Below are 12,564 nucleotides of genomic sequence, written 5' to 3' on the forward strand. Positions count from 1 at the left end.
GATTTAGAAAACTCGTCAAGAGCTGTTTGCCCTCTTGCCAGGCCTGACATCGCTTCTCATCACTGGAAAAGAACATATCTACGGTAAACTAATGAAGGCTACTCTGGGATAGTCTGGATATGAAAAATTCCAGTTAGAAAGCTGACCAAAGCCTCCCTGCCAGTTGTACTGGCTGATATACACAGTATGGTCCGTGTTAATCTTCTCCACGATGGCTACATGGCCATAGGCACCTGCCCCTTGAACGTCAGGTTGCAGTACAAGGATCGCGCCTACAGTGGGTTGGGCGGAAACTTTCCAGCCATAGCGCTGTGCTTGCCCCAACCATTCCCAGGCATTGCCTAGCCAGGGAACCCACACCTTGTATATTTGGTGAAAACGGAAGGCCGCCCAGTAGGTGCATTGTCCCTGGAAAAAATGATTACCTGTACCATCTAGGACCGGGCCTCCATTCACTCCAGCATATGACTGATTACCTCCATCAAAGCCATCTTGGGTCACCGCTGTCGCCGTTGCAGCCTGTTGAGCTAACAGCGTTGAATTGTCGTTCCTGGAGTCAAAGAGATGGCTAACGCTGTTGAAAACATTCCCAGAGCCAGTTTCAGCCTGTCCACTCGTTGTTGCTGCAAGCAGCGTTACGGCGAGAAGCATGATGAAAAGCGAAGTAACTGTGATCTGGATAATGATGCGCTGCCCTTGCGAGTGACGAGGCGGGGAACTCCTGGTGTTTGTTGGTTTGATGACAATAGGATCGCGTAACACAGTGGTATGGCTTGCTCTGCGGGGCTCCGAACTGAAGTGTGAATCCTTCATTTATTGCTCACATCCTTGTAGTTACATGATAGGTGGGCGTAGAGTAAATGCCTGGCGCGACTGTAACACATACGCCAGGCTGGTTGGTATAAAGCTCATTACGCGCAATAATTAAGGGTGCCGGATAAAATAGACGCCCGTCCCAACGGTGAAATCGGCGTATGATAAAAGATTTAGACCGCCTCCATTGATGTACCAATCCATGTTGCTGGTGTGTATTGTTGTAGAACTGCTGGTGGTGTCAAGATTCTCGACCACCCCGACATGTCCATGTCCACCCGCCCCCTGTACAGATGGCATCAGTACGATGATAGAGGGAAAGTGTGGTGTTTGTGAAACTTGCCAACCTGCGGCTTGTGCGCCAGAGACCCATTGGTTCGCGTCGCCGTGCCAGGCTATCCAGTAACCAGTTAATTGATGATAGCGACGATTGGCCCAGTAGGTATCCTGTCCAACGGGCCAGTCGAGAGACTTTTCTCCGGTTGAGGACGATTGACCTCCTTGAGCACCAGGAGTTGTCCCCTTCCCTGGCGAAGGAGTGACTGCTGTGATGACGATCTTATCCCTATGCCCTGTGTTAGTTTGTGCGCGAAAATAACTTGAGACCAGTACCATGCTTCCAACGATAACTGTCAGGAGTATCGCTGCTACCAGTACGTTCACTAATTGTCTCAGCCGACCTACCTTCTTTGAGGCAACTTTCAGACGTCCTTCTCTTTTTATCTCACTGGTTGGGTAAATGAACACGTTCATGTTCTCATCTCGCAATGATGGCTGCTCCTGCTGAATGCGCTCCCAGGCATGTGCGAGGATGCGTGTGCTACGCGCACGCATCAAGCTATAGTGATTGTGCAAATCATCCAGCAGTTGTGCGTCTTCGGATGAAAGATGGTGGAAGTATTGTTCAATATCTTTCTCTTCTTTTTCTGGGTGAAAGTCTGGATTATGTTCTGTCATTGATCACCTCGCCGTTTTTGTGTAGATGATTCGTAGGTGTTTGAGCGTACGGAAGAGGAGCATTCTGATGGCTCCCTCATTTTTTTCAAAGACCGCCGCGATCTGTTTCACGCTGAGTCCATGGGCAAAGTGCAGTTCCAACATATCCTGTTGGATTTTGGGTAATGTCTTGAGCATGGCATCCAAATCAGCATATGTTTCTTGTCGTAATAAACGATTCTCCGGTGTCAGAGCCGTGTCTGCAAGAACGGCTTCGATTGTCTCTACATGGAGCGGTAGGCTAGCTTGCCGTTTGAGGCGGCGGAAGTAATCCGCCGCCTTATTGTGTGCAACTTTCCACAGCCAGCGTTCTTGCTCTTCCTCGGAGATGACTCGAAAACGCTGATTTTCCAGAGCAGACAAAAAGACCTCGACAAGAAGATCTTCAGCGTCATTCCAGGAAGCGGTCTGCCGATAGAAATCGGCGAGAATGGCAGGCGCCTGCCGTTTATAGAGTAGTGCGCTTCTATCCTGCTCTATTACAGTGAATCCTTTCTTCATTGTTTCCCTACCTTTTGAGATCTCTCCTTTCTATCGCAAAAAACGGGAAATTATAACATTCGAAAAATACGCTTTTTCTCCCTAAGGCGTAAAAGATCAAGTGCCAAAACTCACCGTTATGAGATCTTGTATGGTGGTATAGATATATTGACCTTATGCTTAGAAGCATGGTATGCTTTCCCTAGAGATTATTTTGCATGATGTGAGCGAAACGCCAGGTGAACAAGTACGCATGAAGCGGAAAGGCCTCCAGGCAGGAGCTTGCTAACAGAAAATGCCGCGTTTGCTAGATATTTCAAGGAGGAAATATGTCTGTTCCTTTCCCAAAAATTCCCCTTTGTTTCCGTTCCCCTCTTTCTTTTTGCCGGTGACACCTTCCCAGTCCCTCAAGACGCGGGACTTCCAGGTTTTATTTCTCGCCTTTCATGGAGGAAAGTACGATGAGAGTTTCCCACTACCTCTGGGGTCCAATTCCACGATATGGTCACCGTCTCGCTAGTAGTCAGTCCACTTTGAATTTTGGGGAAGGATAGAGATCATGCATCTGAGCGCGCGCATCAGCACAGGTAAAGCGCCAATGTCAGATCCATTGGCGCGTATTGCGCTCAGTAGCCAAGGTCACGATGTGTTGCCACAAATGATCGAAGCTTGTGACGCGCTTGGACAGACAGCCTCGCTCAAAAATGCTGATCTCGATCTCTGCCATATTGAGCCAACTCCCATGTTTGGGCGTGTGATGCACCTCCAGTCGTTGCCAGATGCGTTGCGCTTCCTCGGGAGGAAACGCTTCGTAGAGACTGGCCGCCGTATGGGTGTTGAGGTTGTCCATGACCAGGCGAATGACGCGAGCATCAGGATAAACCTCATCAACCAGCCAGCGGATGGTCTGCGCAAAATCCAGTCTGGTGCGTCGCTCAGTCATCTCAACACAACGGCGTCCAGCCAGAGGTTCAACGAACACAAACAGATTGGCGGTCCCCAACCGTTCGTACTCATAATCCGACCGCTGGGCAGATCCCGGTTTCACTGGCAGGGGCTCACGGACCTCTCCATGCACCACCAGCGGTTTTTCGTCAAAACAGATCAAAGGCGCGTCTGGATCATAGGGCTGGGCGTACAAATCCAGCACGTCTTCCATCGCCGCCACAAAGGGAGCATCGACGTTGGGAATGCACCAGTGTTCGTGCTGCCACGGTTTCAACGTGTTTTTTTGAGTAACTGGCGCACGGTTTCTGGCGAGATCCCCCGAACATATCCCAACTCGACCGCCTGGCCTGCCAGCATGCGCACCGTCCAGTGGTCATGTCCATCAGGAACCTTGCTACACGCAATGGCAATGAGATGGGCAGCTTGCTCATCCGTCAGTGCCTGGTGTCGGCGCTCTTGCCGTTTGTCGGTCAGCACTGCCTCGACGCCTCCCGCGCGAAAGCGCTGGCGAATGTTGCGGATCGTCTGCTCCGAGATGTCGAGAGCCTGGGCGATTTCGGCATCTATCCAGCCTGCATCGCTTTTCAGCAGCACTCTCGCCCGTGTGAGGGTTCGCGCATTGGCTTTTCCACGTCGCACAAACACCTGCACGTGGTCTCGTTCATCTTCGCTGAGGTGCATCGGAGCTGGTCGTCCCATGAGATGTTCTCCTGTTTTTCCTCAGCATACCATAAATTTCAAACTAGACTGACTACTAGGTGGAACTGGCACTATTACTCATATTATCAACACAACTGGCGGTCCATCGAACTCCAGCACCAATGTTGCTGATCAGGTCAGCTACCCCTAAGCTAGTTCGCATCGGTTCAACAGTCCTTATCCGGGGTGATACCACCCCGGATAGCGAATGGGGACGCCACTCAGCTGGAGATTGCAGGGCCTCTTTTCGCTTCATTTTACGAACGTTTTGTTTAATGTATGTGAATCCCCTGTTTTTGAGGAGGAGAGAATGCCACACAAAAAGCTCGTAGCTCATGTACTAGGCATCTGTACGGCACTGTTTCTGCTCTTTATCCACGTTCCTCTTAGTAAAGCCTCATCCCATGTAGGAGCTGCCACTTCTACCCCGATCTCGGTCTATGGTGCCTGGCAGTGTAGTAACGATGGATGCCTCTGGGGAACGGTACGTAGTGTGACTGAGTTCGATAGCAAAAATCATTGGCTTATTGATCGAGGAGACGGTGTTCCCTCTGTAAATCTGGTGGTTTTGAGTTTCGTTCAACCGCTCAAATTGCTCAATAAGACCACAGATACGCAAACAACGCAGGGTCTTCCCATTGGGATGACAGCGGATATCGTGAACTATTTCAAGAGTCATAATATCCGTGTCATGCTCTCCATCGGCGGGATTACCTATGTCAATGCCTGGAATCAGGCACTTACTACCAATCCCACCCAGTTAGGGCTTAACGCGGCAGCGGTCGCTCAACAATTGGGAGTGGGCATCGAGATTGACTATGAGGAGTCAAGCTCACCCAATTTGACGGGGATGCAAGCGTTCATTGATGCCTATCGTTCTGTAGAGCCCTACGATGCGATGGGGAGCAATCCCGCGGCGCGCTTGACTATTGATCTGGCTGCTGGCGATCGGTGGCTGATAGGCTTGACGACGAAGGCGACCACTTCCTGGCTTACAACTTCGACTCCTGTACTCGATTATGCCAATGCCATGGTGCCGAGCAGACAACCAAGCAGTGCAAGCAGCGCTGAGGGGAACTGGCAAGAACATATTGATGGGAAGCCCCAGTATAGCCCCCCGATTCCCCCACTTGCTCCAGCCAAGTTCACCGGAGGTCTCTATATTACCAGTGCCAACGGGGCTGTTCAGCCGGAATGCTACCATTTCAGTGGATCGCTCATAGATACCACTGGCAGCTATGTGCATTCGGTGGCTCCTAACGGAGCAGGGACCACGAGTGGGATGCTGGGCTATATGTTCTGGGCCGCCGAGTGTCCTTCAGCGCGGGGTGCCTGTACGACCCCTCCAAATAGCTGCGAAGGAGGAGTAGGTGTAGGGGGTCAGACCTATACCATTCCTGTCCCCATGTCTCAACTTCGGCAGGGATGAGGAAACCAGCTCAGGAAAGATGAGCTTGACCCCTTTTCAGTGAGTATTCACTGAAAAGGGGCCAAGCTTAATTTTTTGACGGACGAGGCTGATAGCTGATATAGTGAAAGCTCTCAATGCAGGACGAGAGGGAGAAGATAGGCGTAGATATAGACATTGCGCGACAACGATTGGTGAGTCAGCGGATTGACGGTGAGGGTTGCCAGGTGCCAGAACCCGAATCGGTCGCGCGTGCTACGCTGGCAAGCGTTGCTGGCCGCCTGGGAAAAGTCGAGGATATTGTACCCTTGATCGAATTTCTCGCCTCGCCAGCGTCTCAGTGGATTACAGCGCAAACACTCTTTATTAACGGTGGCTACCTGGCCAGATAAATTGAAAAGCCTTGGAGAAAGCACAGTCCCAAAGTTGTATGGTCCATGCTTGCATGGACCATATGCATTAAGTTAAGGGTGATTGCTCAATTCCCACGTCCATGCAGGTGCGAAAGGAAGTGCTTCTATATCTGGTTCGATCATCAGGGTGGTGGTAAGTACTCGATGGTTACTGAAGTGCAATGGTCCTGATAGCGAAACCGGTAATTCTACCGGCTTTGCCTCCTCCTGGCTGGCTATATCCCCAGTTTCATGAACCAGTAATTCTACAGGCGGAATTTGCCGTTTTTTGCGTTAGACTTTGAAGGTACTCGAGAGCGAACGAAAGAGCAAAAGAGGGAATGCAGTACCATGTCAGAGGAGAAACGCGGCATCTTTCGCCGGGCAGCCTTGGAGCATTATACGCGAAGAAGGGAGAAAGATATTCTCCTTCGCGTTGCCTCGCCACCCGCGATTCTGTTTAAGTTTCGGCGGCGCGTACCGGTACGTATGCAGATGGGAATGGTAGAGTGTGGTGCCGCCTGCCTGGCTATGATTCTCAGCTATTATGGACGCGTAACCACTGTCGCGGAGGTCGTGGAGCGTTGTGGTCCGGGCCGAGATGGCCTCTCTGCCTCTGCTATTGTAAGTGTGGCCCGTTCCTATGGCCTGCGTGTACGTGCAGTCAGCGTTTCTGAGCAAGAGGTTCGTTTTCTGCCCTTGCCAGCCATTATTCATTGGAACTTTAATCATTTCCTGGTTGTTGAGCGCTGGTCGGCTACCACCCTGGATGTAGTCGATCCCTCTTGCGGGCGAACCCGTGTCTCCACGAAGGAGTTTCAACAGAGCTTTACGGGGATCGCCATCCTGCTAGAACCAGGGTCCGATTTTTCCCGTCAGGGCTCTGATGTGAGCGTAAGGTTGCGCGCCTATGCCAGAAAATATGTACAACAATCACCTGTAGCACTTCTCCAGATTATCGTGGCCTCGTTGCTGCTTCAACTCTTTGGCCTGGCGATTCCCGTGCTGACCAAGGTCGTGATCGACCAGGTTATCCCTCATACGTTGCGAGACCTTCTGGTGTTGCTGGGTATTGGCATGGGGATTCTGTTGCTCGCGCAACTGGCGACGACGTTCCTGCGTGGCTCGGTTTTGCTCTACTTGCAGACACGCATTGACAGGCATATGATGCTTGACTTCTTTGAGCATCTCCTGGCGTTGCCGCAGCGCTTCTTCCAGCAACGGTCCAGCGGTGATATTCTCGCGCGCATGAATAGCAACCTGGTTATTCGCGAGACGATTAGTAACCAGCTCATCTCAACGGTACTCGATGGCAGTTTTGCCATTGTCTATTTCATCATCTTGTTATCTCAATCTCCAGGTTTCGGTCTTCTGGTGTTGGGCATTGGCGCGCTCCAGTTTCTGCTCTTACTGGCGACAAACCGTCAGGTACGCGGCCACTCGCATCGTGAGTTGATGGCTCAGGGGAAGGCGGAGGGCTATATGGCAGAGGTGCTGGTTGGCATACAGACGCTCAAGTCTATGGGCGCAGAGCAGCAGGCACTTGAGCGCTGGTCCAATCTCTTCTATGAGCAGATGAATATATCGGTGCGGCGTAACATGCTTTCAACGATCATTAATGCGATCCTGACCACGGTACGCGTCTTCGCGCCTGTTGCCTTGCTCTGGTTTGGAACCTGGCAGGTGCTTGCTGGTACGCTGCAGGTCGGCACCATGCTGGCCTTGAATGCTCTAAGTACCGCCTGCCTCATTCCCTTTGTCACCCTGGTGACGAATGGGCAGAGCCTGCAACTTATTCACTCGCACCTGGAGCGCATCGCCGATGTAATGGAGACCGCGCCAGAACAGGAGGGGCATACGGTGGCACTTCCCCCGCGTTTGACGGGCAGTGTGCACCTCGAAGATGTCTGTTTTCGCTATGATACGCACGCGCCGCAGGTGTTACATCATATCAATGTGACCATTAGGGCTGGCCAGAAAGTGGCCATTGTGGGGCGTACAGGATCGGGCAAGAGCACGCTGGGAAACCTGCTCCTGGGTCTGTATCTGCCGACGCAAGGGGAGATTCTCTTCGACAACAGGCCGTTACATACGCTGAACTACCAGGCGGTACGCTCCCAATTTGGGGGTGTGATCCAGTCGTCAAACCTCTTTAGTGGCTCGATACGGGATAACATTACCTTGAACAGGCCAGGGATTGATTATGACGCAGTCGTCAGGGTCGCGCGCCTGGCAGCCATCCACGAGGATATTGTACGCATGCCCATGGGCTATGAGACCTATGTAGCTGAGGCGGGCAACGCCCTCTCGGGCGGCCAGCGCCAGCGGATAGCGCTTGCGCGCGCCCTCCTGAATTCACCAGCGCTGCTCCTGCTTGATGAAGCCACGAGCGCCCTGGATGTCGCGACCGAGCATCTCATCGAGCAAAACCTGCGCGATCTGGCTTGCACACAAATTATTATCGCCCATCGCCTCAGCACCATTCGCAATGCTGATCTGATCCTGGTTCTTGAACAGGGGAGCGTGGTTGAGCAGGGAACCCATGAGGCACTGCTCCAGCAGGGTGGTTACTATGCGCAATTAATTGAGCACCAACTGGCTCATGGAGCACTGAGAAACGAGTAACTCCGGGCATTCCGGTGTGAATGGAAACGCGTTCTGTGACACCGTCTCTCGCTTAAGCACCTTTTTAAGCAACTATGATGACGGGTTGTGCGTAAGACATTCTGCCGTTGCCATAGATTGGTATCGCATCTATAAATATGCCGCAGAAGAGTGGTAGAAACTGTGCGAACCTCAAAACACGCGGAGAAAGGAGGTGAAAAATGAGCATTGAAGAGATCATCAAGGCCTGGAAGTCTGAAGAGCAGGCTCTTGAAGTAAGCGTTCCAGCGAACCCGGTAGGCCAGGAGCTGTCAGAAGAAGAGTTACAGGAGGTGGTTGGCGGCGAGCGCTGTACCATCACCTGTGAGGAAATATCGCTCCAGTGTAATCCAACCTGCTATACCTCCTACGCCTGAGCCTGTTACTTGCCCAGGTGTGCCATATTCGAAGTCGAAGACAAAGAGCATAGAAAGGAAGAATCATCATGAGCATTGAAGAGATCATCAAAGCCTGGAAGTCTGAAGAGCAGGCTCTTGAGGCAAGCGTTCCAGCGAACCCGGTAGGCCAGGAGCTCACGGAAGAGGAACTCCTGGAGACTGTGGGCGGGATGATGTGTACGATGACCTGCCTTGACACTTCACTGGACTGCCGCCCAGGCCCTTCCAAGATCCAGCCTTAAGATGTAGAGCACACTCCAGTAAAGCAAAATTAAAGCAGAATAAAGCAGAAAGGAAATAACCGCTATGAGTATTGAAGAGATCGTTAAAGCCTGGAAGTCCGAGGAGACCGCATTAGAGGCTCATATTCCGGCGAACTCGGTGGGCCAGGAACTCACGGAAGAGGAGTTGCAGGAAGTGATCGGCGGACTGCGTTGTACTGTGACCTGTGAGGAAACTTCATTGGTTTGTAACCCCACCTGTAGGCTCTCTGCCATTTAGTAATCTCACAATCTGTCACCTTTTCTTCACTAGCTCTGCCTGCGAGGAAGGGGCCGTTGGATACTATGCTGGCGGCTTCTTCCTCCAGGCGGCTTCAGCCTATTGTCCGTATTGTGCTAAATCCCTTTGTAGAAGAAAGGATGGGCCATTATCAATGCCTCTCTCTCACGCTGATTTGCATGCCATTGTGAGCGCTGCCAGTACACTTGCCGAGAGGCAATGCAGTGGCTTTATCCCAGACGAGTCGCAGGATGCTGTACGGTTGCTAAGTCCACCGTACCTGCGCAAAGATCTCCCCGCCTGGGCCGAGCTTTTACAGGACATTGTGCAATATATAGAAAGCACTCCCGCCGAGACCTATCTGGGCGAGCAGGACCAATGGTATAAAACTGCTGCCGAGAAGCCTTCCCCTTTTGTAGAGCTCTTGCTCCCCTTTGTGATTGTTGGGCACCAGCGCTACGTTGAGCAGTCTAGTCCTTCGTATCATTTGCTCACTCAGGAGGCTCATACTAGCCTCAAGCTACACCTGCTCCAGGCGCTCACTTCGCTGGCAGTGCAGGCGCTCTATACCGAATTCTCCAGCCAGTATAGGCAGCAGGCTCAACCTCTCGATGAGCAGGGATTCTATCAGCAGTTTCTCCAGCAAGCCGCACGAGGTGGATTGGCAAGCTTTCTATGTTCTTATAGCGTCCTGGCTCGCCTCCTGGCTACAACGGTTGAGGCCTGGATCGACAACACCTATGCATTTATCAGGCGATTGGCAGATGACCAGGAGCTTCTCCAGCAGCAGTTTGCGGATGGACAAGCACTAGGCCAGGTTGTTGCTCTCCAGCCTGCCTTCTCTAATCCCCATCATGGCCGGCGTATGGCCATGGCCTTAACCTTTGCCTCGGGCCGCAAGCTGGTATATAAACCCAGGGACATTGGCATGGAGGCGAGCTACTTTACCTTGCTTGCCTGGTGTAATGAGCAGGGCGTAGAGCCTCCCTTCAAAATTGTGACGGTCGTACCGCGCGGCTCTTACGGTTGGATGGAGTATGTCGCGCACGTCGAGTGTGAAAATGAGCGGGCGGGGCAGAACTTTTACCGGCGCGCAGGGATGCTGCTCTGCCTGGCGTATATGCTGGGAGGCAAGCAGTGTTTCTACGATCACATCGTCGCGCATGGCGAACATCCCGTCCTGGTTGACGCGAGCGCTCTTCTCCAGCCCTTTGTCAACCCCGAGCCACGAGAATTCCTTCCCGGCGCTAATTGGGAAGAGGGCACATACTCTGTCCTGCATACGGGTCTCCTTGCCAGTTGGGATCAACTTACTCCACATGATGGATCTTCACGAGCCGGGGAGATGTATATGGATATCAGCGGCTTTGGTCGGAGCAAGGAGGCGGCCACTCTCAAGTTTGAAGGTGTACATGAGTATCGTCCTTTGCAGCTCAAATATGGGGTGGTGAAGATGCGTGAACGCGCGCATGTACCGAGGTATAATGGTCTCCCTTTGCGCCTGGAAGCGTATCGCGACATTCTCGCTACGGGTTTTGTCGACATGTATCAGTGGTTGATGGGGAAACGTGAAACCCTGCTTACCCCTGGAAGTCCTCTCTACGCCTTTAGGGGGCGGTTCGCGCGTTTCGTTTATCGCCCTGACCGGGCTTACCACGCGCTCTTTCAACAACTACTGCTCGCGGAGCACCTGTGCGATGGCGTGCAGCGACAGGTGCTCCTGGAGTCGCCGCGCCGACATCCCATCCCTGTCGAGTACTACCTGTGGGGACAGGGGGATCTCGCACACTGGCTGCCAGTCCAATGCGCCGAAGAGACGGCGCTTTTACGCGCAGATATGCCCTTTTTTACGGTGCCTACAGATAGTACCACGCTTTTCCTTGACGAGGCACAAAGCATCGCCGACTGTTTTTATCATTCCGGTTTTGCGCTGGTGCTTGAACGACTGCGGAACTTTGATATTGAGGATATGCGCCGCCAGGAGGGATTCTTGCTTGGAACGCTGGGAGAGAAGCGTGTTGCGCGTATATATCACATCGACGGCGAGGAGCGCCAGGGAAGCCCTGATCTTGAGCGTGAGGTGCTTATCAGGCAGGCACTGGCTATCGCGGAACGCATTGCGGAGCAGGCCATAGAACTGCCTCATGGCTGTATCACCTGGCTTGCGCCAGAGTACCAGATGCGCTCCAGGCGCTATCAGCTCCAGCCAGTCCGTTATAGCCTCCTGAATGGCCTGAGTGGAATCGCACTCTTTCTGGCCGCTACCGCCAAACTTTCAGGAAATGAGACCTATCATCGCCTGGCGCAGGGAGCCACTCTCACGCTGCGTCAAGCGTTGCAACATGAGGGCGAGACGCTCGCGCATGAAATGGGTATTGGTGGCACGCTTGGCCTGGGATCGCTGGTCTATACACTGACGCGCATGGCTCAATTTCTAGACCTACCAGAACTCTACGTAGTAGCGACCCAGGCCGCGAGCCTGGTGACGCGTGAACGCATCGCACGCGATCTCGCGCTCGATGTTATCGCTGGTTCAGCCGGGGCTATTCTCGGTTTGCTGGCGCTCTATGAGGTGTCGCATGACCAGGAGATTCTGGAACGAGCCATCCTCTGTGCTCGGCATCTTCTGCGCCAGCGGACGGCCAGCACGGTCGGATGCCTCGCGTGGCCAACGCTGAACAAGCGACATTCTACAGGCTTTTCGCATGGAACGGCTGGTATCGTCTATGCCCTGACCAGGCTCTACGAGGTCACGCATGACCCCACTTTGTTAGAGGCGGGAAGGGAGGCCCTCGCCTACGAGGATGCAGCCTTTCTTCCCACCCTGGACAACTGGGCCGAAGAACTCGTTGAAGAAGGAGCAGGTGAGCCAGTCGTGCTTTCAACCTGGTGTCATGGCGCTCCTGGCATTGGCCTCGCGCGCCTGGGCGGTCTGGGTTGTCTCGATAATGCACAGGTTCGACGCGATATTGAGGTCGCGTTGGGGACTACACAGAAGGCGGGGATCTATGGTGACGACCACATCTGTTGTGGCAACTTTGGTCGCGTCGAGATCTTGTGGACAGCGGCTCAACGCCTGAAACGTTCTGACCTGGCGGATGCCGCGCTTAGGCAGACGAAGGAGATATTGGCACGCGCACAGCGTAGAGGTGGCCTGGCTCTGAACGACCTGTTGCCGAAATGGGTGCCCAACCCGGTCTTCTTTCATGGAACGGCAGGCATTGGCTATACCCTCTTGCACCTGGCCTCCCCACAGGAGCTTCCCTCGGTGCTGCTGTGGGAGTAG

The 12,564-nt window shown here is 53.1% G+C and carries 12 protein-coding genes; 7 read left to right on the top strand and 5 right to left on the bottom strand.

All coding sequences use genetic code 11. From position 1 onward, the window contains the following. Positions 1-78: 78 nt before the first annotated feature. From KTE_RS21830 to KTE_RS21850, 5 genes are all read right to left on the bottom strand, one after another. Complete coding sequence (locus tag KTE_RS21830; protein WP_201384596.1) at positions 79-813, bottom strand: CHAP domain-containing protein; 735 nt, start codon at positions 811-813, stop codon at positions 79-81. Between the two features lie 111 nt (positions 814-924). Then, positions 925-1,770, bottom strand: coding sequence for a CHAP domain-containing protein (locus KTE_RS21835; RefSeq protein ID WP_201384598.1), 846 nt, complete (start codon positions 1,768-1,770; stop codon positions 925-927). Positions 1,771-1,773: 3 nt separating this feature from the next. Next, the gene (locus KTE_RS21840) at positions 1,774-2,310 is read right to left on the bottom strand and encodes an RNA polymerase sigma factor (RefSeq protein ID WP_201384600.1); all 537 of its coding nucleotides are present in this window, start codon (positions 2,308-2,310) and stop codon (positions 1,774-1,776) included. A gap of 580 nt (positions 2,311-2,890) precedes the next feature. Further along, positions 2,891-3,511, bottom strand: a complete 621-nt coding sequence (locus tag KTE_RS21845; RefSeq protein ID WP_201384602.1) for an IS630 family transposase — start codon at positions 3,509-3,511, stop codon at positions 2,891-2,893. Further along, a complete protein-coding gene (locus tag KTE_RS21850; RefSeq protein ID WP_201384604.1) occupies positions 3,508-3,936 on the bottom strand; it encodes a helix-turn-helix domain-containing protein in 429 nt (142 codons plus the stop codon). The genes KTE_RS21845 and KTE_RS21850 overlap by 4 nt, the downstream gene beginning before the upstream one ends. Positions 3,937-4,246: 310 nt before the next feature. Here KTE_RS21850 and KTE_RS21855 point away from each other — a divergent pair, with 310 nt between their 5' ends. The 7 genes from KTE_RS21855 to KTE_RS21885 all read left to right on the top strand — a co-directional run bounded on the left by KTE_RS21855 (position 4,247) and on the right by KTE_RS21885 (position 12,564). Next, positions 4,247-5,365, top strand: a complete 1,119-nt coding sequence (locus KTE_RS21855) for a hypothetical protein (protein WP_201384606.1) — start codon at positions 4,247-4,249, stop codon at positions 5,363-5,365. Between the two features lie 116 nt (positions 5,366-5,481). After that, positions 5,482-5,736 (top strand): SDR family oxidoreductase, encoded by a 255-nt coding sequence (locus KTE_RS21860; RefSeq protein ID WP_201384608.1) that lies wholly within the window; start codon positions 5,482-5,484, stop codon positions 5,734-5,736. 351 nt (positions 5,737-6,087) lie between these two features. Next, complete coding sequence (locus tag KTE_RS21865) at positions 6,088-8,361, top strand: peptidase domain-containing ABC transporter (protein ID WP_201384610.1); 2,274 nt, start codon at positions 6,088-6,090, stop codon at positions 8,359-8,361. A 200-nt stretch (positions 8,362-8,561) separates the two neighbouring features. Then, on the top strand, positions 8,562-8,756 hold the full coding sequence (locus KTE_RS21870) for a mersacidin/lichenicidin family type 2 lantibiotic (protein ID WP_201384612.1): 195 nt from the start codon (positions 8,562-8,564) through the stop codon (positions 8,754-8,756). Between the two features lie 68 nt (positions 8,757-8,824). Continuing rightward, positions 8,825-9,019 carry a hypothetical protein gene (locus KTE_RS21875; protein ID WP_201384614.1) on the top strand — a complete coding sequence of 65 codons (195 nt, stop codon included), beginning with the start codon at positions 8,825-8,827 and terminating at the stop codon, positions 9,017-9,019. A 64-nt stretch (positions 9,020-9,083) separates the two neighbouring features. Then, a complete protein-coding gene (locus KTE_RS21880; protein WP_201384617.1) occupies positions 9,084-9,278 on the top strand; it encodes a bacteriocin in 195 nt (64 codons plus the stop codon). A 154-nt stretch (positions 9,279-9,432) separates the two neighbouring features. Continuing rightward, positions 9,433-12,564 carry a type 2 lanthipeptide synthetase LanM family protein gene (locus tag KTE_RS21885; protein ID WP_201384619.1) on the top strand — a complete coding sequence of 1,044 codons (3,132 nt, stop codon included), beginning with the start codon at positions 9,433-9,435 and terminating at the stop codon, positions 12,562-12,564.

It is taken from the genome of Ktedonobacter sp. SOSP1-85 (assembly GCF_016587415.1).
Taxonomy (GTDB): Bacteria; Chloroflexota; Ktedonobacteria; order Ktedonobacterales; family Ktedonobacteraceae; genus Ktedonobacter.

Coding starts and splice junctions, on each gene's coding strand:
- KTE_RS21830 (WP_201384596.1), bottom strand. CDS start 813: ATGAAGGATTCACACTTCAGTTCGGAGCCCCGCAGAGCAAGCCATACC.
- KTE_RS21835 (WP_201384598.1), bottom strand. CDS start 1,770: ATGACAGAACATAATCCAGACTTTCACCCAGAAAAAGAAGAGAAAGAT.
- KTE_RS21840 (WP_201384600.1), bottom strand. CDS start 2,310: ATGAAGAAAGGATTCACTGTAATAGAGCAGGATAGAAGCGCACTACTC.
- KTE_RS21850 (WP_201384604.1), bottom strand. CDS start 3,936: ATGGGACGACCAGCTCCGATGCACCTCAGCGAAGATGAACGAGACCAC.
- KTE_RS21855 (WP_201384606.1), top strand. CDS start 4,247: ATGCCACACAAAAAGCTCGTAGCTCATGTACTAGGCATCTGTACGGCA.
- KTE_RS21860 (WP_201384608.1), top strand. CDS start 5,482: ATGCAGGACGAGAGGGAGAAGATAGGCGTAGATATAGACATTGCGCGA.
- KTE_RS21865 (WP_201384610.1), top strand. CDS start 6,088: ATGTCAGAGGAGAAACGCGGCATCTTTCGCCGGGCAGCCTTGGAGCAT.
- KTE_RS21870 (WP_201384612.1), top strand. CDS start 8,562: ATGAGCATTGAAGAGATCATCAAGGCCTGGAAGTCTGAAGAGCAGGCT.
- KTE_RS21875 (WP_201384614.1), top strand. CDS start 8,825: ATGAGCATTGAAGAGATCATCAAAGCCTGGAAGTCTGAAGAGCAGGCT.
- KTE_RS21880 (WP_201384617.1), top strand. CDS start 9,084: ATGAGTATTGAAGAGATCGTTAAAGCCTGGAAGTCCGAGGAGACCGCA.
- KTE_RS21885 (WP_201384619.1), top strand. CDS start 9,433: ATGCCTCTCTCTCACGCTGATTTGCATGCCATTGTGAGCGCTGCCAGT.